The organism is Megamonas sp., from assembly GCF_986095205.1.
In genome coordinates, this window is record NZ_CFQVBI010000018.1 from 1 (window position 1) to 22,948 (window position 22,948).

Below are 22,948 nucleotides of genomic sequence, written 5' to 3' on the forward strand. Positions count from 1 at the left end.
AAAGAACCGTGGGATGCACGGGGATAGCTTGCTTATGCTTACAACAAAAGTTGTATCGAACAAGAAGCCCCCACTTCTAAGCGATAGCGAAAGTGGTGGGAGTACATCACTCTAGGATAAAGAAGGAGTTTCTTGTGGATATTAATCAAATGCAAACTATTTTACAATCAAATTTGAAACCTAATCGTTATGCTCATTGTCTTGGGGTAATGGATACTGCCATTATTTTAGCAAAACGATTTGGCGTAGATGAAGAAAAAGCTGCTATTGCTGGCTTATTGCACGATTGTGCACGTGAGTTTGCAACCGAAGATTTAATTGCTGAATGTGAAAAACGTCATCTCTATATTACAGATATTGACCGTCAATTACCTATTTTAATGCATGCCCCACTTGGCACTGCTATTGCTAAAGAAAAATATGATGTTCATGATACTGCTATTTTAAAAGCTATCGCTTCTCATACTGTTGGCGGAGCTAATATGTCTAAACTCGACAAAATAGTTTATCTTGCCGATATGATAGAACCTCATCGTAAATTTGAAGGCTTAGATAAACTTCGCAAACAAGCCATGACACAAGACCTTGATACTGTTATGATAAGTGCTTTTGATCAATCCATATTATTTATTATGCGTAAAGGACATACTATTCACCCATATACAGTAGCTGCGCGTAATGAAATTCTCCTCCAACGAGAATTATAATATGCCCCCAAAAAAGATTAAAACTTCAACAAAAACTACGAATAGAAAAACGAAAAAGCCACTTATTAAACGTATACGATTTGGTCGTTTATTGCTTGTACTCATACTTTTATCTAGTATTGTATATGGCTCATATATTGTAATTTCTGAAATTTATTCTTGGGGTAGTTTTAAATATGCTCAATACCAAGAAGCACATCCTAGCAAACCACAAAAACCACCTATTCCACCGCAATTCACTGATAAACGCTTTGAAAATTACACTAATATTTTATTCATTGGTATAGATGATAAACCTGTTGAAGGTATTGCTGAATCTGGTCGTTATGCAGATGCTCTTATGCTTGTAAGTATGGATCATACTAATGGAGAGATACGTTTCTTATCTCTACCTAGAACAATCAAGACCTCTATAGATGGTCGCAAAGACCCAGAATATCTCAGCTTCACTTATTATTATGGTGGTGCACCTTTGACAGTTAATACTGTTTCCCAATTATTAAATATACCAATAACTCAATATGTAGCTTTAGACCGTAAAAGTATAGCTAAATTTGTAGATACTATTGGTGGAATTAATTTATATGTAGAAAATAATATGGATTATGAAGACCCTGTAAGTGGCACTTCTGTCCATCTCACTCAAGGATATCAACATTTAACTGGCGATATGTCTCAACAATATCTCATCTTCCGCAATGATGATTTAGGTGATATTGGTCGTATTCAACGTCAGCAAAAGTTTGCCAAAGCTTTATTTGAAAAAATGATGTCCTTGGAAACAATTCCTACATTGCCAACAATTCTTGATATTTGGGAAAATAATATTGATACTAATATTAACATTTTAGATATCTCTAATCTGATAAATTTATTAGATACTCTTAGCACTACAGAAATAAAAATTAAAATGCTTCCAGGTAATCTCACTCCAACTGGCGATTGGGTACCAGATAATGCCCGCGTGGAACAAGAAATAAATGATATGTTCCCTCCAGTTCCAGAAGATACCGCCAAGGACGCTGAAGAATAACCATAAATAAATTATTATAGAAAGGCAAGTGTTTATATGACCTTAACTTCTCAAGAAAAAAGCCAATTAATAGCAAAAGCTGCTAGCGATAAAAAAGCATTAGATATTATGATTATGAATATGCATGATTTAACTACTACTACTGATTATTTCATCGTATGTAGTGCTACTACAGCAACTCAAGTTCGTGCTATAGCTGACAATATTGAAGATGAAATGACTCAAGCTGGTGAAGAATTCTTGCATAAAGAAGGATATCAAAATGCTGAATGGATATTATTAGACTTTGGAAATTGCGTTGCTCATATCTTCACTGAAGAAGCTCGTCGTTTCTATGGTCTAGAAAGCTTATGGGGCGAAGCTCCTACTGTCGAATACGAAGATTAAATAACGAGGTTAAATAAATATATTGATAGAAAAACAACAAAAAAAATATCAACCAAGTACTGTAGTAACTATGAAAGTCGCACGTGTTGGTGAAATGGGCGCATTTTTAGATGCCCAAACAGGTAATACTAGTGATGATATTTTGTTGCATAAATTACAACAAACCTCTCCTGTAAAGCCTGGCGATAAAGTATCTGTGTTTTTATATAAAGACCCACATGGACGACTTACTGCCAGTATGAGAACTCCTAGAATGCGTGAAGGACAGATTGCTCGTTTAAAAGTAATCAATACTAGCCGTGATGGTGCATTTTTAGATGTCGGTGCTGAACGTGGTATCTTTATGCCATATGCTGGTATGCGAGGAAAATTACAAGTAGGCGAAGTCGTTTGGGCAAAATTATACACAGATAAATCTGGTCGATTAGCTATGACTATGAAAGTAGAAGATGAAATTCGTCGTGCTTCTCGTCCTGCTGACAATGTAAAAGTCGGCGATATGGTTTCTGGCTCTGTTTATAATTTTACAGAACAAGGTGCTTTTATCTTCACAGACGAACGCTTTATCGCTTTTTTAGATAAGCGTGAAATGACTACTAAACCACGTGTTGGACAGACTTTGACTACACGTATTACTTTTATTCGTGATGATGGTCGTATCAATGTTTCTATGCGACCAATCAAAGAAAAAGCTATTAATCTTGATGCTCAAATGCTTTATGATACACTTATGGCTCGAGGTGGCAAAATGCCTTATTGTGATGAAACCGCTTCTGAAGTTATTCGTGAACGCTTTGGTATCAGTAAATCTGCCTTTAAACGTGCATTAGGACATTTAATGAAGGAAGGCAAAGTAGAACAAAAAGATGGTTGGACTTGTTTAATATCACAAGAATAACCTACAAGCTATCTGACATATTTTGCCGGATAGCTTTTTTTGAGCAAGGAAAGGAGAGCATTTTGTGCTTACAATCAAAGAATTTCGCAAAGTATCCTCTATAGAAGAAGCTTATGAATTAAATCAAAAAAAGACTAATCGCATCATTGGCGGTATGTTATGGTTGAAAATGCAAACTGGTAATGTAAATATCGCTATCGATTTATCTGGTTTAAATTTAGATACTATCGAAGAAACTGATACAGAATTTAAAATCGGTGCTATGACAACATTACGCGATTTAGAACTTCATGCTGGTTTAAATCAATATACAAATAACAGCATGAAAGAAGCTATGCGTCATATTGTCGGTGTACAATTTAGAAATCTTGCTACTATTGGTGGTAGTATCTATGGTCGTTATGGATTTTCTGATGTATTGACTGTATTTATGGCTCTTGATGCTTATGTAGAACTTCATCATGCAGGTATCATTCCTATCAGTGAATTTGCTAAAATGCCTTATGATAATGATGTTTTAGTCAATATCATTGTGAAAAAAACTGCTTTAAATTGTGCATATTTATCACATAGACAGACAAAAACAGATTTTCCTGTATTAGCTGTTGCTGTATCTAAACTTCATGACAAATGGCAAGCTGTAATAGGTGCTACTCCTCATCGTGCAGTAATCATTGCTGATGAAGAAAATATCTTAGGTGAAAAAGTATCACCTGAAACTATTGAAGCATTTGCAAATTATGTAAAAGATAATGTAAAAACAGACTCTAATATTCGTGGTTCTGCACAATATCGCAAACATTTAGCATATGTTTTAGTCAAACGTGCTTTAGTATCTATAGGAGGAAATGCTTAATGATTTTAAATGTATGGCTCAATGGGAAAAAAATCAGTGAAGAAATTTCAGCTGATACATTATTGATAGATTTTGTCCGCAAACATGGCTGTAGTAGCGTAAAACGTGGTTGCGACACTTCAAACTGTGGGCTTTGTACTTTATTTGTTGAAGATAAACCTGTATTATCTTGCTCTATGCTCGCTGCTCGTGTTGATGGCAAGCATATAACTACACTTGAAGGACTCCAAGAAGAAGCTCGTGAATTTGGTGCTTTCATTGCCAATCAAGGTGCAGAACAATGCGGTTTTTGCAATCCAGGTTTCATCATGAATGCCATTGCTTTATTTAGAGAAAATCCTAATCCTTCCGATGAAGAAATTCTTGAATATTTAGCTGGTAATCTCTGCCGTTGTTCTGGTTATGAAGGTCAACTTCGTGGTATTCGTGCCTTTTTAGATTATAAAAATGGTAAAACGGAGGAACAAGCATGACTAATTTAGATAATTTAAAATATGTCAATCAACCTATTATGAAATCTGATGCTATGTCACTTGTTACAGGTAAACCTGTATATCTTGATGACGTTGCACCAAAAGATTGCTTGATTGTAAAAGTTTTACGCAGTCCTCATGCCAATGCTATCATTGAAAATATCAATACAACTATAGCTAATAAAGTTCCTGGTATCGAAGCTATTTTCACTTATCAAGATGTATCTCAAAAACGCTTCACTATGGCAGGTCAGACTTATCCTGAACCTAGCCCTTATGACCGTTTGATTTTAGATAAACATGTTCGCTATGTTGGTGACCCTGTAGCTATCGTTGCTGGGGAAAATGAACAAGCTGTAGATAAAGCTTTAAAATTAATCAAAGTTCAATATCAAGTTTTAGAACCATTATTAGATTTCCGTAAGTCTAAAGATAATAAAATTCTCGTTCATCCTGAAGATACATGGCGTTCTCTTGCTCCTGTCGGTGCAGATAATAAGCGCAATCTCTGTGCTTGTGGCTCTGAAGGTGAAGGCGATGTTGATGAAGTATTAAAAAATTGCGATATTGTAGTTGAAGGAACTTATCATACAAAAGCTTGTCAGCAAGCTATGATGGAACCATTCTGCACATACTGCTACATGGATACTTATAATCGCTTAAATATCATAAGCTCCACACAGATTGTATTCCATGTTCGCCGTATCGTAGCTCACGCTCTTGATATTTCTCAGTCAAAAATTCGTGTAACAAAGCCTCGTATCGGTGGCGGTTTTGGTGCAAAACAAACTGTAGTAGCTGAAGTTTTCCCTGCTTTTGTAACTTATAAAACAGGAAAACCTTCTAAAATGATTTTCACTCGTACAGAATGTCAAATAGCTTCTACACCTCGTCATGAAATGGAAGTTTCCGTGCGAATTGGTGCTACAAAAGAAGGTAAAATCCAAGCTATAGATGTATATACACTCTCTAATACTGGTGCTTATGGCGAACATGGTCCAACGACTGTTGGCTTATCTGGTCATAAATCCATTCCACTTTATCGTGGTTTAAAAGCATTTAAATTTGCTTATGATGTAGTATATACAAATGTAATGAGTGCTGGTGCTTATCGTGGCTATGGTGCAACTCAAGGTATCTTCGCTGTAGAAAGTGCTGTTAATGAACTTGCTAGCAAATTAAATATTGACCCTGTAAAACTTCGTGAAATGAACCTTGTCAAAGAAGGCGACGTTATGCCAGCTTATTATGGTGAAACTGCTACAAGCTGTACACTTGACCGCTGTGTAGCTCGCTGTAAAGAAATGATTGGCTGGGACGAAAAATATCCTGCTCGCGATATGGGCAATGGCAAAATCCGCAGTGTTGGTATGGCTATGGCAATGCAAGGCTCTGGTATCACATGTGTTGACGTTGGTTCTGCTACATTAAAATTAAATGATGAAGGAATTTACACTTTATCCATCAGTTCTGCTGATATGGGTACAGGCTGTGATACTATCTTAGCTCAAATAGCAGCAGAAGTATTGATGTGTCCATTAGAAAATATCTCTGTAATCGCAGCTGATACAGATGCAACACCTTATGATTCTGGTTCTTATGCATCTAGTACAACTTATGTAACTGGTAAAGCTGTAGAAAAAACTGCTCTTGGCTTAATCGCTAAAATCAAAGCATTTGGTGCTAATATGCTCAAATGTTCTATTGATGATGTTGATTTTGATGGTAAATCTGTAATCAATATGCATACAAATGAAAGCGTTTCTTTAAATGATATAGCTGTAAGTTCTATGTGCGGTGCAACTCAATCACTTCAACATACTGAATCAAATTCTATGCCATCATCTCCACCACCATTTATGGCTGGCATGGTAGAAATAGAACTTGATAAAGAAACAGGTCATGTAGAAATCCTTGATTACTGTGCTGTAGTTGACTGCGGTACTCCAATCAATCCAAATCTTGCACGTGTACAAACAGAAGGTGGTATCGTTCAAGGTATCGGCATGGCATTATATGAAGATGTAACTTACAATAAAAAAGGTGTTCTTGCTGAAAATTCCTTTATGCAATATAAAGTGCCATCTCGTCTTGATATGGGTAAACTTCGCGTGGAATTTGCTAACAGCTATGAACAATCTGGTCCATTTGGTGCAAAATCCATCGGTGAAATTGTTATCAATACACCTTCACCAGCATTAGCTCATGCGATTTACAATGCTACTGGTGTTTGGTTCAAAGAACTTCCTATCACTAGCGAAAAAATTGCTATGGCTTTATTAAATAAACAAAAATAAGTCATCCATATATAAAATTTTTGAGATTTAAATAGGTTAGATATAATCTAACCTATTTTTTCTTATATATCCATTAGAAAAATCTTGCAACAATCGCAAAAAATAGGTAAAATATAGTTTATATATTTATAGACGGAAAATTTTTAGGAGGAAAAGTCGCATGCGATTACTCGAAGAGAGAATACAAAAAGATGGTATCGTTAGAGAAGGAAATGTTTTAAAAGTTGATAGCTTTTTAAATCACCAAATGGATATCAAATTATTCCGTGAAATAGGTAAAGAATTTAAACGATTATTCGCTAATGAAGAAATTACAAAAATACTCACTATTGAAGCTTCTGGTATAGGTATTGCTTGCATTGTTGCTGAATTTTTTGATGTACCTGTAGTTTTCGCTAAAAAAAGTAAATCTAAAAATATTGCAGGTGCCGTATATACAAGTAAGGTAGAATCTTTCACTCATAATAAAGTTTATGATGTAATTGTTTCTAAAAAATTCTTAACTAAAGAAGATAAAGTATTATTAATTGATGACTTTTTAGCTAATGGAAATGCTTTAAAAGGTCTTATCGAAATCGTAAAATCCGCTGGTGCTGAACTTATTGGTGCTGGTATCGTCATTGAAAAAGGCTTCCAAAAAGGTGGCGCTGATTTACGCGCTCAAGGTGTTCATTTAGAATCTCTTGCTATTGTTGATTCTATGGACGATGTTACAGGTAAAATTAATTTTAGAGAACAATAATATATGTATTTATTATTAAAATAAAAGCATTTAATAATTAGATTTTTGCTCTAACTATTGAATGCTTTTATTTTATTATTAACGAAAATACTTTAAATCCCTTTATAGAGAAATTTTAGGCTAAAAATAAAAAACTTGCTTAAGTCAAAATGTCAAATTATAATATAATTAGTGATAAAAATTTTTAAAATAAAGGTGATTAATATGAGCAATATAGCTGACTTAATTGAAGATTATATCCTACGTCGTCTGGCGGCTGAGCATAATCGCAAAGTAGAATTAAAACGCTCAGATATTGCCGATGAAATATCTTGTGCTCCCTCACAGATAAGTTATGTACTAAGCACACGTTTTACTCAAGACAAAGGTTTCGTTGTCGAATCTCGTCGTGGTCTTGGTGGCTTTATTCGCATTGGTAGAGTTCCACTACAAGATTTAATTTACCAAGATATATTAGCTAAAATAGATGAAGATATCACTTTAGATGAAGTAAATAATATCATTCATTATTTATTTAAACGAGAATTAATCCAAAAACGTGAAGCAGCTTTGCTTTTGCAAACGCTCTCCACTGTATTTGACAAATTAGACGCCAAAGAACGCGTATCTTTTATCAAATCATTAATTATGACTTTGGCTAATTTTAGCTAGATTATTTATAAATAATTTACAAAGGAGGCATTTTTTATGTTATGTGATGAATGCCATAAACATGAAGCTAGTATTTATGTGACTGAAATTACCAGTCAAGGACAAATAGAACATCATCTTTGTGAATTTTGTGCTACAAAATTAGGCCTATTAGCTGAAAAACAAAATGTATTCTCTATAAATGATTTTTTATCTGGAATTTTCAATCATGAACCTAAAACCACTAAACATAGTGATACAAATAATTTAAAAAAACCTCTCATCTGCCCAAGTTGCCATATGAGTTATCAAGATTTTACTAGAACTGGCAAAATAGGTTGCAGTGATTGCTATAAAACTTTTGCCCTCGCTCTAGAACCTTTACTTCGTCGAATTCATGGCTCTAGTACCCATATCGGCAAAATTCCTAATCGCGCTGGTGGCACATTAAGTTTAAAACAAGAAATTTTAAATTTACGCAAACAGATAACTAAATATGTAGAAGCTGAAGAATATGAACAAGCTGCTGTTTTGCGCGACCGCATTAAAGTTTTAGAAAATCAATTACATGCTAAACAAAATTTAGATAAAGGAGTTGACCAAAATGCCTAAATTTACCACTCCTCAATTATCTTGGCTTACTACTTTAGGTAAAGAAGCAGATATTGTTTTAGCAAGCAGAGTTCGCCTCGCTCGTAATTTAAAAAATTTACCATTTCCTAATCGCGCTAATATCAATGATTTAGCTCAAATCAAAGAATTAATCATCCGCTTAATTCCAGCCATAGAAAGTGCTACAGGTCTAAAATTTGACTATTTGGAAATCGATAAATTAACTCATCTTGAACAACAAGTTTTAGTAGAAAAACATCTCATCAGTAAAAAGTTATTGACCAACCCAGAAAATAGATTATTGATTTTGAGCAATGATGCTTCTGTAGCTATCATGGTAAATGAAGATGACCATTTACGCATTCAATGTATGGCTTCAGGCTTAGATTTAAATACACCTTTAGCCAAAGCTTTTGCCATTGATGATGCCATTGAAGCTTATTTAAATATTGCCTTTGATGAAAAAATGGGCTATTTAACAGCTTGCCCTACTAACTTAGGCACAGGTCTTCGTGCTTCTGTCTTACTGCATTTACCTGCACTTGTGATGACTCAACAATTATCAAAAATTGTCAACATTTCACCACAATTAGGCTTGGCTATTCGCAATTTCTTTGGCGAAGATAATGCAGGTAATATTTTCCAAATAGATAATCAATTAACTCTAGGCTTTAAAGAACAAGAATTAATCGATAATCTCAATAGTACCGTAACTGAAATTATCTCTCATGAACGCGAAGCAAGAAAAGCTCTTTTAAATTATTCCCCTGATAAACTCGCTAATCGTGTATGGCGCTCTTTCGGTATTTTAAAATACGCTCGTTTTATCTCGGAAAATGAAATGCTTGATTTAGTAAGTAAAGTGCGCTTAGGCGTTGACCTTGATATCATTGATGAAACAAAACCAGAGCTTTTAAATATCTTATTGATTGCCAGTCAAAAAAATTATATTCAAAACTTACAACAAAATGAAAATATGACACCTCAAGAAATCGATAAACAACGTGCTCATATCATCAGAAAAATATTGCAAGAATTGGCCCCAGATATATCTATGAGCTGATTTTAATTAAAGAAAGGATTTATTTATGCAAGGACGTTTTACTCAATCTGCTATAAAAGTCTTAAAATTAGCTCAATATGAAGCAAAACATTTAAAACATGCTCATGTAGGCACTGAACATATCTTACTTGGTCTATTACATGAAGGTACTAATGTAGCTGCCAAAGCTCTTTCTTCTATAGGTATAGATTTATATACAGTAAGGCAAAGAGTTCATGAATTAGTGGAAAAAGAAGATTTTGACGATCTTGAAACTGAAGAAATAGGCTATTCTCCTGAAGCTAAAACTATCATGGAATATGCTGTCGAACAAGCACAAGCTTTAGGGCATGATTATATTGGCACTGAACACATTTTACTTGGTATCATCTATGATACTGAAAGTATAGCTTGTGAAATTCTCATCTCTTTAGGCGCTGATTTAGATATTATCCATGATGCTATCTTGGATTTATTAAATGAAGATACTTTAAACGATATGCCTAAATTAAATGTCTTTAATGAAAACAAAGCTCCTAAAAAAGATAATAATACCAAAGATAACAAGCTAAAAAATAATTCTGCTACACCTCTATTAGACAAATATGGTAGAGATTTGAATATATTGGCTCAAGAAGAAAAAATTGACCCTGTAATCGGTCGCAATCGTGAAATTGAACGTGTAATTCAAATTTTATCTCGCCGTACTAAAAACAATCCAATTCTCATTGGTGAGCCAGGTGTGGGGAAAACTGCTGTTACAGAAGGATTGGCTCAACGTTTAATCAATGGCAATATTCCTAAAGTCTTAGCTTCTAAACGCATTATTTCTTTAAATATGGCAAGCTTAGTTGCTGGCACTAAATATCGCGGTGATTTTGAAGACAGACTCAAAAAAATCATTGATGAAATCATTGAAAATAAAAATATTATTTTATTCATTGATGAAATGCATACTCTCGTAGGCGCAGGTGCTGCTGAAGGCTCTATGGACGCTGCTAATATTTTAAAACCAGCTCTATCTCGTGGAGAAATCCAGGTAATCGGTGCTACTACTTTAAAAGAGTACAAAAAATATATTGAGAAAGACTCTGCCCTTGAACGACGTTTTCAAACTATCATGGTGAATGAACCTAGCGCCGAAGATGCCATCAGCATTTTAAAAGGCATTCGCAATAAATATGAAGAATTTCACTGTGCCAAAATTACAGATGAAGCTATCAAAGCTGCTGTAAAAATATCTCAGCGCTATATCACAGATAGATTTTTACCAGATAAAGCCATTGATTTAATGGACGAAGCAGCTGCTAAGGTTCGCTTAAAAACAGTAAATATCCCTACAAATATTTCACAATTAGAACAAAAAATTCAAGATTTGAAAAAAGCTAAAGAAAAAGCTATTGATAATCAAGATTATGAATTAGCAGCTACTATCCGCGACCAAGAAATACAAATCAAAGAAGAATTAGCTACTGCTAAAGCAGCATGGGAAACACAAAATAATGCTCAAATAGCTGTAACTGAAGAAGATATTGCCGATGTCGCTACTCTTTGGACTGGTATCCCTGTAAAAAGATTAGTAGCTAAAGAAGCAGATAGACTTTTGCATATTGAAGATATAATTCATAAACGTGTAGTAGGTCAAAATGAAGGTGTAAACGCTGTAGCTAAAGCCATTCGCCGTGCTAGAGCAGGACTTAAAGACCCAAAACGTCCTATAGGTTCATTTTTATTTTTAGGCCCTACTGGTGTAGGTAAAACAGAATTAGCACGTTCATTGGCAGAAGCTATTTTCGGTGATGAATCCGCCATGATACGCTTTGATATGTCCGAATATATGGAAAAACATACAGTATCTCGTATGCTCGGTGCTCCTCCAGGTTATATCGGCTATGATGAAGGCGGTTTATTAACTGACGCTGTTCGTCGCAAACCGTATGCTGTTATTTTATTAGATGAAATCGAAAAAGCCCACCCAGATATTTTCAATATTCTTCTGCAAGTCTTAGATGATGGTCGCCTAACCGACAGCCAAGGCAGAACTGTTGATTTCAAAAACACAGTTATCATCATGACATCAAATGCAGGTGCTTTTAAACTGCAACCACAAAAGACAAATACCATGGGCTTTGCTGTCAATGAAGATAAACAGATTAAACAAAATGCCAAAAAAATCGTCATGGACGAAGTAAAAAGACAATTCAAGCCAGAATTTCTCAATCGTATTGATGAAATAATCATCTTTGAACCACTAACTGATAAAGAATTGACTCAAATCGTTACTTTATTATTAAATGATGTTCAAAAGCGATTAGCTGAAATGGATATTGAATTAATCATCAAAGATGAAGTAAAATCTTATCTCTTAAAACATGGCACTGATACAATCTATGGTGCTAGACCGCTAAAACGTGCAGTTCAACGCTATCTCCAAGACCCACTTGCTGAACAATTATTGCAAAAAAATATAAAATCCATGCAAAAAATAATTGTAGATTGTGTCGATGATAAATTGACTTTTAAAGTTGATGATGTATTGCCTACAGAAAATATCGAAAATCTAACAGATAATTTTGAGGTTACAAATAAATAATGAATAAAGTACAAAAAAATTTTTTAGCTGAAAAATCTTTGATAAAACGCATAAAAAATTTTACTTTAAATTTTTTAATCGCCATTGTTTGGCTAGTAAAATCCATGGCAAAATATCTCAAAAAATATTTACACATTAAATCCAAATAATAAAAAAATTACAAGGAAACTTATTATGGCTAAACGCAAAACCTTATATGTATGTCAAGAATGTGGCTATAGTGTTCCTAAATGGCTTGGCAAATGCCCAGGTTGTGGTCAGTGGAATACTTTAGTTGAAGAATTAGAAGAAGTTACTCCTTCTAATAATCGTGGTTTTAGCCTTAGTACAAATAAAACAAATAGTTCACCTAAACCCATAAAAGAAATTGCTACAGAAGATTTACCTAGATTTAGTGCTGGCTCTGTAGAAATGAACCGCGTTTTAGGTGGAGGTATAATTCCAGGGTCACTTGTCCTCATGGTCGGTGACCCTGGTGTTGGTAAATCCAGTTTGAATTTGCGTATTTGTGCTAATGTAGCTACTACCCATAAAGTTTTATATGTAACAGGTGAAGAAAGTGCTCGTCAAATTCGCATGCGAGCTGATAGATTAAATGCACTTCAAGATAATCTCTTTGTTCTAAGCGAAACAGATTTAGAACGCATTGAACGTCATGTACTTGAAACAAAGCCAGATTTATTAATCATCGATTCCATTCAAACTATTTTTCGCCCTGATGTCCAAAGTGCACCAGGTAGCGTCAGCCAAGTACGTGAATGTTCTGTAAGCTTACTTCGCATTGCCAAACAAAATAATATCTCCATCTTCATCATTGGTCATGTAACCAAAGACGGTACACTTGCAGGCCCTCGTGTACTTGAACATATCGTTGACACAGTACTTTATTTTGAAGGTGAACGCAATGCTGAATATCGCGTCTTACGTGCTGTAAAAAATCGCTTTGGTAATACTAATGAAATCGGTATTTTTGAAATGCGTGAAACTGGTCTTGTTGATGTTCCTGATGCTTCTAAAATGTTTTTATCTGAAGAAAATAGCAATGAATCTGGTACAGTAATCATACCTGCCCTTGAAGGAACTCGACCTCTTTTAGTAGAAATACAATCTCTAGTAGCTCCTACACCATACGTACCGCCACGCAGGACTTCTGACTCTATAGATATCAAAAAAATTCAATTATTATTAGCAGTCTTAGAAAAACGCGTGCATTTAAATATGGGTACTTGTGATGTATATGTAAAAGTAGCAGGTGGCATAAAAATAGATGACCCAGCTGTCGATTTAGCTCTTTGCTGTGCTATGGCTTCAAGTTTTCGCAATCAAAGTATCAAACCTCAAACTATTATCTTTGGTGAGGTCGGACTTTCTGGCGAAGTACGTTCTGTCAGTCAACCGGATATAAGAGTTCGCGAAGCTATTCGCATGGGCTTTACAAATATCATCTTACCTGCCAAAAACTTAGAACGCCTTGAACATTTTGCTTCAAATGTACAAATCCATGGTGTTCGTTATTTAAGTGAAGCCTTAAAAATTGCACTTAACTAGAGGTTTTATCATGAATATAATAATTCGTCCTATAAAAGAGAATGAAATTCCTTTATTAACCGATTTTTTATATGAAGCAATTTTTCTTGCAGATACTGACCAAATTCCACCTAGAACAATAATTCAAGAACCTAGTTTATGGCGTTATATAAATAATTTTGGTAAAGAAAAAGATGACTATTGTTTTATTGCTCAAGTTGATAATTATATAGTAGGTGCTGTATGGATACGCTGTATTCAAGGATTTGGTCATCTGAATGACAATATTCCTGAACTAGCTATGTCCATATACCCTCAATATCGAAATAAAGGTATTGGTACTTCTTTATTAAAAAACTTTTTAACTTTTTTACGGCAAAAAAATTATACTCAAATATCACTATCCGTGCAAAAGAATAATTATGCTGTAAATATGTACAAAAAATTAGGTTTTAAAATCGTTTCTCAAAATCAATCTGAATATATTATGAGTTTATGATTAAAAAATTATAATTTGATTATAATTTTGCAATCTTAATGGACTTTTGTTCATTATTTTAGTAGAATAAATTTATAACACATTCGTAAAGGGGGTTTAATTTCAACAGTGTTATTAAATAGAGTTTTAAAATTTTTTATAACAGTTTTTGCTGTTATCATTGGGGCAACCTTACTAGAGTTTGCTAGTCCTGTTTTAGCCTATATTATTAGTGCTGAATTTTTACAAATTAACCTCGATATTTTAGATATGACTATGATGAATGCTCTATCTATTCTCATCGGTGGTATTATTGGTGGTTCTATTGGATTTATTTCTTCTTCTTATTGTATAAACAAATTACGTATCTTCTCTATATGGGTAGAACGTCAGCTCAGTAAAATGCCAACACATGATGTTGTCGCTGGTGTTTTAGGTTTAGCTATCGGTCTTATTCTTGCTAATCTTTTAGGTGTCGCATTCTCTAGAATTCCTTTAATCGGTCCTTACATTCCAATCATTTTCAGTATTGTCTTTGGTTATTTAGGTTTATATATTACCATAAAGAAACGAAAAGATATTATTGCATTATTACCTTCTCGCATTAAAGAAGATGCTAATAAAAATGATAATAATTCATCTGTGGATAAAATAAAGACAGAATTAAACACTCCATCATATAAATTACTCGATACAAGTGTTATTATTGATGGTAGAATTGCTGATATCTGCAAAACAGGTTTTATTGAAGGTACTTTGTTAATCCCTGTTTTCGTATTGGAAGAATTACAATTCATCGCTGACTCTTCAGATTTACTCAAAAGAACACGCGGTAGACGCGGTCTGGATATCTTAAAACGCATTCAAACAGAATTTGATATGCTTGTAAAAATCGACCATCACGATTATGATGATGTTACAGGTGTTGATTCCAAATTAATCCGTTTAGGACAAGAAATCGGTGCTAAAATCATCACTAACGATTTTAATTTAAACAAAGTTGCTGATTTACAAGGCGTTCAAGTTCTCAATATTAACGAATTAGCTAATGCTATAAAACCAGTAGTTATTCCTGGTGAAACTATGGTAGTAACTGTAGTAAAAGATGGTAAAGAACAAGGGCAAGGTGTTGCTTATTTAGACGACGGTACAATGATTGTTGTTGAAGGTGGTCATAAACATCTCAATGAAACATTAGAAGTTGTTGTTACTTCTGTATTACAGACAGCAGCAGGACGCATGATTTTTGCCAAACCAAAATAAAAACTATGAAAAGACTATGGGGTTTATACTTCGTAGTCTTTTTTTAAGGAGGTATTCTTATGGTTTCTGTTATTTTTCCCGCAGCCGGTCAAGGAAAACGCATGGGACTTGGCTTCAACAAAATTTTCACTGAGCTTTCAGGTAAACCAATCTTAATTCAAACTCTACTTACTTTTTCTCGTTGTGATTGTGTTGATGAATTAATCATTGCTGTCGATATCAACGAGATGGAAATTATCCGCAAAGTCTTAAGTAAAATTCCTAAACTAAAACCTTACAAAATCGTAGCAGGTGGTTCTGAACGTCAATATTCTGTTTATAATGGCTTAATGGCAGTAGACCCTGCTTCTGATATCGTACTTGTTCATGATGCTGCTCGTCCTTTAATTTCTGAAACAGTAATCCAAAATGTAATCAATGAAGTCATGATATCTGGTTCAGCTGTTTGTGCCGTTCCTGTAAAAGATACTACATCTGAAATCAATGAAATGGGCTTTATCGAACGAGTACCAGATAGAAATAAATTATGGGCAATTCAAACACCACAAGGTTTTAAAAAAGAAATTTTAATTGAAGCTCATAAAAAAGCTCAAGAAGATAATTTCTTAGGTACTGATGAAGCTAGCCTTGTTCGTCGCACTAGCCATGCAGTAAAACTCGTTATGGGAGATTATAATAATATCAAAGTTACAACTCCTACAGATTTAGTCATTGCAGAAATGTTATTCGGACAAAAAGTAAAAAATCACGCTAAAATAAAAATCTCTTCATTATTTAATGAAGTCTTCACTAAGGTCTCAAAATAAAAATAATAAATAGAATAGAAAAGAGGTTTAATTATGTCTAGAGTTGGTATAGGCTATGATGTGCATAAATTAGTAACTGACCGCAAACTTATTTTAGGAGGCGTTGATATTCCTCATGAAAAAGGTCTACTTGGTCATTCTGATGCTGATGTATTACTTCATGCAATCTCTGATGCTCTACTTGGTGCTGCTGCTCTTGGTGATATCGGCAAACATTTTCCTGACACAGATGAAAGATTTAAAGGTATCTCCAGCTTAATATTATTAAAACATGTAGGAGAACTTTTACAAGCTAAAAATTATAAAATCAATAATATCGATGCTACGATTGTTGCTCAACGACCAAAATTATTGCCATTCATTCCTACTATGCAAAAAAATGTGGCTGAAACTTTGAATTTACCTATTGAAGATGTCAATATTAAAGCTACTACAGAAGAACGTTTGGGCTTTACAGGTAGTGAAGAAGGTATTTCATCTTATGCTGTTTGTAGCATTGATAAATTAAATTTATAAAAAATTAATTTATCCTTATTTCCCTGCTCAAGTGCTTGCCTTTGTATGGTATAATAGAATTTGCTAAATAAATTTCATAATTATCAATTCATATATTTGGAGGTATCACTAATGTCTGAACAAATCAGAGTTAGATTTGCACCAAGTCCTACTGGTCCATTCCATATTGGTGGGGCAAGAAGTGCATTATTCAACTGGTTATTAGCAAAAAAATACACTGATGGAAAATTTGTTTTACGTATTGAAGATACAGATAGAGTTCGCTCTACAAAAGAATCTGAAGAAAATATCAAAGCTGCTTTAAAATGGCTTGGTCTTGATTGGAATGAAGGTATTGATGTAGGTGGCGAATATGGTCCTTACCGCCAAACTGAACGTTTAGATATTTATAAAAAATTCACTGATAAATTATTAGCTGAAGGTAAAGCTTATTACTGCTATTGCACAGAAGAAGAAATCGAAGCTGAACGTCAAGCTCTTCGTGCACAAAATAAAATGCCTCTTTATGGTGGTCATTGCCGTAACCTTACACCTGAACAAATCGCAAAATACGAAGCTGAAGGTAGAAAACCTGTTATCCGTTTCCGCACTCCTTGCGACCAATCCGTAAATTTTGATGATATGGTTCGTGGAAAAATGAGCTTTGACTCCAACGGTATCGGTGATTTCGTTATCGTTAAAGCTGATGGTATCCCTGTATATAACTACGCAGTAGTAATCGATGATGCTCTAATGCATATCACTCATGTAATCCGTGCAGAAGAACATTTATCCAACACTCCTCGTCAAGTAGTTTTATATGAAGCACTTGGCTTCCCTGTACCAAAATTTGGTCACATTTCTCTTATCTTAGGTAAAGACCATACAAAAATGAGTAAACGTCACGGTGCAACTTCCGTTGAACAATATAAAAACCTTGGATATTTACCTGAAGCAATCGTTAACTTCTTAGCACTTTTAGGCTGGGCTCCTCAAAGTGAACAAGAAATCTTCTCCATTGATGAATTAATCAAAGAATTCTCTATGGACCATGTAGCTAAAAATCCAGCTGTATTCGATATCGACAAATTAAACTGGATCAATGCTCAATACATGAAAAAAATCCCTGCTTCTCAAATCACACAGATGGCTATTCCTCATCTCATCGAAAAAGGCTATATCTTTGATACTCCAGATGAACAAGAAATGGCTAGATTAAATCGCTTCACAGAAGTTATTCGCGATCATTTGAGTTTTGCTGCTCAATATGTAGATTTCGCTGACCTCTATTATAAAGATGATTTCACAGTAGAAGATGATGAATGCAAAGCTGTTCTTGAAGAAGAAACTGCAACTGAAGTTATCACTATGTTTAAAGATAAATTAGCTGAGCTTACAGAATTCACAGCTGAAAATATCCAACCAATTTTCAAACAAATCATGAAAGACTTCAAAGCTAATAAAGGTATAAAATTAGGCGGAAAATCCGTTTATATGCCTATTCGTATTGCTTTAACTGGTCAAATGCATGGCCCTGACCTTGCTGGTCTCGTAGAAGTTTTAGGCTATGAACGTGCAGCAAAACGCATTGAACGCACTTTAGCTTAAATCTAATTAAAATTTATAAAGAAATAATCCATATAACCCAGCTATTTTTTGGCTGGGTTATACGTTATAACGGTGAGCATTATGAACTTATTATCAACTTTAAAAAAAGATATTCGTGTTGTATTTGAGCGTGACCCTGCTGCCAAAAGTATATTTGAAGTTCTCTTATGTTATCCTGGTTTGCATGCTATTTGGCTTTACCGCTTAAGTCATTATTTCTACAAAAAAAATTGGGTAGTCATTCCTCGCTTAATCTCTCATTTAGGTAGATTTTTGACAGGAATTGAAATCCACCCTGGTGCCCAAATAGGTCCTGGTTTATTTATTGACCATGGTTCTGGCATTGTCATTGGCGAAACTACTATTATTGGTAAAAACGTTACCTTATACCAAGGAGTTACTTTAGGTGGTACAGGCAAAGAAAAAGGAAAACGCCACCCTACTATTGGTAACAATGTCGTAGTAGCTTGTGGTGCTAAAGTTTTAGGCTCATTTACTGTAGGCGACCATGCCAAAATTGGTGCTGGTTCTGTCGTTGTAAAACCAGTACCACCATATGCTACTGTTGTAGGTATCCCAGGTAGAGTCATTTTAATCAAAGGTGAAAAAACACAAGTTGAAGAAAAACCTATTTCTCCAAAAATGCGTGAATTAGCCGAAGAACTTGACGTCGATTTATCTCATGATAAATTACCAGATCCTGAATTAGATATGATTAAAACACTTTCTCATCGTATTTCTGATTTACAATTACAATTAGAAAAACTAAAAAAAGAATTGGAGGATTCCAAGAATAATCATGCTTAAAGTTTATAATACTCTAACTAAACAAAAAGAAGAATTTAAACCACTAAAAGAAGGACAAGTAAGCATTTACGTTTGTGGTGTTACACCATACAATCATCCTCATATTGGTAATGCTCGCCCTTTTGTTACTTGGGACGTAATCAAACGCTATTTCACTCATCTTGGCTACAAAGTAAAACATATCCAAAACTTTACTGATGTAGACGATAAAATCATTCGCACTGCTAACCAAGAAGGCGTAAAATGGAGCGATATTTCCACAAGATATATCAACTCTTATTTTGAAGTAATGGATAAACTTCATGTGAAACATGCTGATACTTATCCTAAAGTATCTCAAACTATTCCAGAAATCATTGACATGATATCTGTACTCATTGATAAAGGCTATGCTTATGAATTAAATGGCGATGTTTATTTCAGCGTAGAAAAATTCAAAGGTTATGGTAAATTAAGTGGCCGTAAACTCGAAGATATGATGGCTGGTGCTCGCATTGAAGTTAACGAAAGCAAACACAATCCTATGGACTTTGCTCTTTGGAAAGCAGCAAAACCAGGTGAACCTTTCTGGGAAAGTCCATGGGGCAACGGTCGTCCTGGTTGGCATATTGAATGTTCTACTATGTCTTTAAAATATCTTGGTAAAACATTTGATTTCCATGGTGGCGGCAGCGACTTAATCTTCCCTCATCATGAAAACGAAATTGCTCAATCTCAAGCTTATTGTGGTGATGACCATAGTTTTGCTCGCTATTGGCTACACAATGGATTTATCACAATCAATCAGGAAAAAATGAGTAAATCTCTCGGTAACTTCTTCACTGTAAAAGAAATCCTTGATAAATACCCAGCAGAAGTACTTCGTTTCTTCATCGTATCCACTCATTATCGTAGCCCACTTGATTTCAGTGATGCTCGTCTTGATGAAGCTACAACTAGCTTAAACCGTTTAAAAAATGCTCTTGATAATCTCAAAGAATTAGCTAAAAACACAACTGATGCTACATCTGGTGAAGAACTTATCGCTAAAGCAAAACAGTGCAAACAAAATTTCTTTGAAGCTATGGACGATGATTTCAACACAGCTCTTGCTATTGCAAATATGTTTGACCTTTCTAAAGAAATCAATATCTACTACAATGAAGTAACTTCCGGTAAAGTAGCTTGCAGTAAAGTAGCTGTTGATACTGCTCTTGATGTATTCAGTGAAATGGCTGATATCATTGGTATTTTAGAAGACGATGATAACTCCGCTGATGATGGACTTGTGGATAATCTCATGAATTTAATCATTGATATTCGTCAAAATGCTCGTAAAAATAAAGATTGGGCAACTGCTGATAAAATCCGTGACGAACTTAAAAATATCGGTATTACATTAGAAGATTCTCCTACTGGTGTTCGCTGGAAAAAATAATGAAATTCAAACAATATCAATATTTAAAACAACATCTTTTTGAATTTACAGCACCTGATGAATTAAAAAATCGTTATGAAGATATACCTACACGCAATCTATCTCCGCTTGTTTTAGCCTATGTAGGTGATGCTTATTATCATCTTTATATACGCACAAGATTACTCAATTTTGAACAATCTCGCGTACATCTTTTGAATGATTTCAGCATGAAATTAGTTTCAGCTACGCTTCAAGCACAAGCTTATAAAGCTATCAAAGATGATTTAACTGAAGATGAAACATATGTCTTCAAGCGTGGAAAAAATGCTAAATCACATGCTCCACGTGTAGCTTCAGTCCATGATTATCATATAAGTACAGGATTTGAAGCAGTTTTAGGTTATTTATATCTCAATAAAGATTTTATTCGCTTAGATGAACTTTGTGAAAAATCTTTTATTGCTGTAGCTCAAAATTTATCCCAACAGGAATAATAAATAAAAATAAAGGTACATTTCTTAATTGAAAGTACCTTTATTTTTTATAAATAGATATCATATCTTTATCATTGAAAAATTTTATTTTTTTAGTATAATATAGTTTATATGTGCCCATAGTCTAATGGATAGAACGTTGACCTCCGGAGTCAAAAATACAGGTTCGATTCCTGTTGGGCACACCAATTTCAAGTATCAGCACAGAAAAATCTGTGCTTTTTATTTTAATCTCATTAAATTAAGGAAGTGTTTCTGTTGGATATAAAATGCCCAGTCTGTCGTAGAAAACTTGGTCATGTAGTAAGACCAGAAGCCAAAGGTCGCTTTTTTTGCACTGCTTGTGATTTATGGGTTGCCTTCACTAAAAAAGATGCCAAAATTTCCTATCGCTTGCAACGACCTGGAAGATAAATTCCTCAAAATTAATCTTGAAAAGCACTTCAATTATTAGTATAATGAAGTTTGGCTATGAGGCATATACATATATTTATCTAACTCATAGTTTATTGTATCCGCCTTTTGGCGGTGTTTTATTTTATATTGGAGATGATTTTATGATTAGTACCTCTATCCATCGTGTTAATTTTTATGATACTGATGCTATGGCTGTCGTACATCATTCTAACTACATACGTTGGTTTGAAATTGGCCGTGTTAATTTCTTACGTGAAATCGGTATCACACTTGGCGAAATGATGGAAGATGGCTATGTTTTTCCTATCACCGAAGTGAAATGTAAATATATAGCTTCAGGTAAATTTGATGATGTTTTACGCATAGAAACTACACCTGTAGCTTTAACCAAAGTAAAAATGGAATTCAGCTATAAAATCTATCGCGATTGTGATAATACTTTATTAGTTGAAGGTTTCACTCAAAATGTATTCACAAGCAAAGCTACTGGTCATATAACTCGTTTGCCTGAAAAATACTATACAAAAATGCAAAATGCTTTAAAATAATAACAATAAGGAGCAACAGTAATGGATAGCAATTCACCTATAGGTGTTTTTGATTCTGGTCTTGGAGGCCTCACAGTATTAAAAGAACTAAGACGCCTTTTACCTCATGAAAATTTTATATTTGTCGGAGATTCAGCTCGTGCCCCATATGGTTCACGCACTCCTGAAGAAATCATTTCTTTTCTACAACAATTTATGGATTATTTCCAATCTCGTGGCGTAAAAATGGCAGTTTGTGCTTGCAATACTATGACATCTTATGGTTATCCTTTAATCAAAGACAAAACACCTTTTACTTTAGTTCCTATGAACCCAGCTATCATTCCTGCTGCAAAAGCTTCTGCAAATAAACATATCGGTGTTATCGCTACAGAAGCTACTATTAAAAAAGGTATGCACAGACAAGCTGCCGCGAACCTTGACTCACAAATAAAGGTTTTTGGTGTAGGTTGCCCAAAATTTGTACCATTGATTGAAACAGGTCATATTCATGATGATGCTATTGATGAAGCTGTACAAGAATATGTAGACAAATTTAAAACTAGCGATATTCATTCTTTGATTTTAGGTTGTACACATTATCCTATCATCAGTGAAGTTTTAACAAAACATTTTGGCAAAGATGTTGCTTTAATCAATCCAGCCTTAGAAACAGCTAAAGATGCTGCTACTATACTTACAAAAAATAATTTACTCAATACACAAGAACAATCTGGTTCTCTTGAATTACGCTTTTCTGCCAAACAGAATAATTCTGAAAAAATGGCTGAAATTATTTTAGGTAGTGATATTCCACCTATTACAGATGTAGATTTAACTACATTTGCAAAATAACA

At 34.3% G+C, this 22,948-nt stretch carries 25 protein-coding genes and 1 tRNA gene; all 26 read left to right on the top strand.

Translation table 11 applies throughout. From position 1 onward, the window contains the following. Positions 1–134 precede the first annotated feature (134 nt). Positions 135–707: a bis(5'-nucleosyl)-tetraphosphatase (symmetrical) YqeK gene (yqeK, locus tag AC5LAX_RS02840; protein ID WP_288909317.1), complete on the top strand. Its 573-nt coding sequence runs from the start codon at positions 135–137 to the stop codon at positions 705–707. Position 708: 1 nt separating this feature from the next. After that, a complete protein-coding gene (locus AC5LAX_RS02845; RefSeq protein ID WP_117976144.1) occupies positions 709–1,740 on the top strand; it encodes an LCP family protein in 1,032 nt (343 codons plus the stop codon). Positions 1,741–1,776: 36 nt separating this feature from the next. Continuing rightward, entirely contained in the window at positions 1,777–2,127 is a 351-nt protein-coding gene (gene rsfS / locus AC5LAX_RS02850) for a ribosome silencing factor (protein ID WP_015563262.1), read from the top strand. Positions 2,128–2,149: 22 nt separating this feature from the next. Then, positions 2,150–3,025, top strand: coding sequence for a CvfB family protein (locus AC5LAX_RS02855; protein WP_008537366.1), 876 nt, complete (start codon positions 2,150–2,152; stop codon positions 3,023–3,025). A 64-nt stretch (positions 3,026–3,089) separates the two neighbouring features. Then, positions 3,090–3,881 (top strand): FAD binding domain-containing protein, encoded by a 792-nt coding sequence (locus AC5LAX_RS02860; protein WP_288909318.1) that lies wholly within the window; start codon positions 3,090–3,092, stop codon positions 3,879–3,881. Further along, complete coding sequence (locus AC5LAX_RS02865) at positions 3,881–4,354, top strand: (2Fe-2S)-binding protein (RefSeq protein ID WP_008537364.1); 474 nt, start codon at positions 3,881–3,883, stop codon at positions 4,352–4,354. The genes AC5LAX_RS02860 and AC5LAX_RS02865 overlap by 1 nt, the downstream gene beginning before the upstream one ends. Beyond that, positions 4,351–6,651: a xanthine dehydrogenase family protein molybdopterin-binding subunit gene (locus AC5LAX_RS02870; RefSeq protein WP_288909319.1), complete on the top strand. Its 2,301-nt coding sequence runs from the start codon at positions 4,351–4,353 to the stop codon at positions 6,649–6,651. Before AC5LAX_RS02865 ends, AC5LAX_RS02870 begins: the two co-directional genes overlap by 4 nt. Before the next feature lie 160 nt (positions 6,652–6,811). Further along, a complete protein-coding gene (locus AC5LAX_RS02875) occupies positions 6,812–7,393 on the top strand; it encodes a xanthine phosphoribosyltransferase (RefSeq protein ID WP_115151890.1) in 582 nt (193 codons plus the stop codon). A gap of 204 nt (positions 7,394–7,597) precedes the next feature. Next, positions 7,598–8,044: a CtsR family transcriptional regulator gene (locus AC5LAX_RS02880; RefSeq protein WP_008537359.1), complete on the top strand. Its 447-nt coding sequence runs from the start codon at positions 7,598–7,600 to the stop codon at positions 8,042–8,044. A 36-nt stretch (positions 8,045–8,080) separates the two neighbouring features. Further along, a complete protein-coding gene (locus tag AC5LAX_RS02885; RefSeq protein WP_008537358.1) occupies positions 8,081–8,635 on the top strand; it encodes a UvrB/UvrC motif-containing protein in 555 nt (184 codons plus the stop codon). Continuing rightward, on the top strand, positions 8,628–9,698 hold the full coding sequence (locus tag AC5LAX_RS02890) for a protein arginine kinase (protein WP_018998721.1): 1,071 nt from the start codon (positions 8,628–8,630) through the stop codon (positions 9,696–9,698). Before AC5LAX_RS02885 ends, AC5LAX_RS02890 begins: the two co-directional genes overlap by 8 nt. 25 nt (positions 9,699–9,723) lie before the next feature. Then, positions 9,724–12,270 carry an ATP-dependent Clp protease ATP-binding subunit gene (locus AC5LAX_RS02895; RefSeq protein WP_288909320.1) on the top strand — a complete coding sequence of 849 codons (2,547 nt, stop codon included), beginning with the start codon at positions 9,724–9,726 and terminating at the stop codon, positions 12,268–12,270. Continuing rightward, positions 12,270–12,419 (top strand): hypothetical protein, encoded by a 150-nt coding sequence (locus AC5LAX_RS02900; protein WP_008537355.1) that lies wholly within the window; start codon positions 12,270–12,272, stop codon positions 12,417–12,419. Before AC5LAX_RS02895 ends, AC5LAX_RS02900 begins: the two co-directional genes overlap by 1 nt. Before the next feature lie 25 nt (positions 12,420–12,444). Beyond that, positions 12,445–13,818, top strand: a complete 1,374-nt coding sequence (radA, locus tag AC5LAX_RS02905; protein ID WP_008537354.1) for a DNA repair protein RadA — start codon at positions 12,445–12,447, stop codon at positions 13,816–13,818. Between the two features lie 10 nt (positions 13,819–13,828). Then, a complete protein-coding gene (locus tag AC5LAX_RS02910) occupies positions 13,829–14,296 on the top strand; it encodes a GNAT family N-acetyltransferase (RefSeq protein WP_018998718.1) in 468 nt (155 codons plus the stop codon). 108 nt (positions 14,297–14,404) lie between these two features. Beyond that, positions 14,405–15,538, top strand: a complete 1,134-nt coding sequence (locus AC5LAX_RS02915; RefSeq protein WP_008537352.1) for a PIN/TRAM domain-containing protein — start codon at positions 14,405–14,407, stop codon at positions 15,536–15,538. Between the two features lie 59 nt (positions 15,539–15,597). Then, positions 15,598–16,344 (top strand): 2-C-methyl-D-erythritol 4-phosphate cytidylyltransferase, encoded by a 747-nt coding sequence (ispD, locus tag AC5LAX_RS02920; RefSeq protein ID WP_288909321.1) that lies wholly within the window; start codon positions 15,598–15,600, stop codon positions 16,342–16,344. A 33-nt stretch (positions 16,345–16,377) separates the two neighbouring features. After that, entirely contained in the window at positions 16,378–16,860 is a 483-nt protein-coding gene (gene ispF / locus AC5LAX_RS02925; RefSeq protein ID WP_115151894.1) for a 2-C-methyl-D-erythritol 2,4-cyclodiphosphate synthase, read from the top strand. A gap of 111 nt (positions 16,861–16,971) precedes the next feature. Then, on the top strand, positions 16,972–18,447 hold the full coding sequence (gene gltX / locus AC5LAX_RS02930) for a glutamate--tRNA ligase (RefSeq protein WP_288909322.1): 1,476 nt from the start codon (positions 16,972–16,974) through the stop codon (positions 18,445–18,447). Positions 18,448–18,528: 81 nt separating this feature from the next. Then, positions 18,529–19,254 (top strand): serine O-acetyltransferase, encoded by a 726-nt coding sequence (cysE, locus tag AC5LAX_RS02935; protein ID WP_204922100.1) that lies wholly within the window; start codon positions 18,529–18,531, stop codon positions 19,252–19,254. Next, positions 19,247–20,671, top strand: a complete 1,425-nt coding sequence (gene cysS / locus AC5LAX_RS02940; protein WP_117976136.1) for a cysteine--tRNA ligase — start codon at positions 19,247–19,249, stop codon at positions 20,669–20,671. Before cysE ends, cysS begins: the two co-directional genes overlap by 8 nt. Next, positions 20,671–21,147: a Mini-ribonuclease 3 gene (locus tag AC5LAX_RS02945; protein ID WP_288909323.1), complete on the top strand. Its 477-nt coding sequence runs from the start codon at positions 20,671–20,673 to the stop codon at positions 21,145–21,147. Before cysS ends, AC5LAX_RS02945 begins: the two co-directional genes overlap by 1 nt. Positions 21,148–21,260: 113 nt before the next feature. After that, a tRNA-Arg gene (locus AC5LAX_RS02950) sits at positions 21,261–21,335 on the top strand. A 70-nt stretch (positions 21,336–21,405) separates the two neighbouring features. Then, positions 21,406–21,561 (top strand): hypothetical protein, encoded by a 156-nt coding sequence (locus tag AC5LAX_RS02955; RefSeq protein ID WP_287762545.1) that lies wholly within the window; start codon positions 21,406–21,408, stop codon positions 21,559–21,561. 143 nt (positions 21,562–21,704) lie between these two features. Next, positions 21,705–22,112 (top strand): acyl-CoA thioesterase, encoded by a 408-nt coding sequence (locus AC5LAX_RS02960; RefSeq protein WP_008537343.1) that lies wholly within the window; start codon positions 21,705–21,707, stop codon positions 22,110–22,112. Between the two features lie 21 nt (positions 22,113–22,133). Further along, positions 22,134–22,946 (top strand): glutamate racemase, encoded by an 813-nt coding sequence (gene murI, locus AC5LAX_RS02965; RefSeq protein ID WP_288909324.1) that lies wholly within the window; start codon positions 22,134–22,136, stop codon positions 22,944–22,946. The last annotated feature ends 2 nt before the right edge of the window (positions 22,947–22,948 follow it).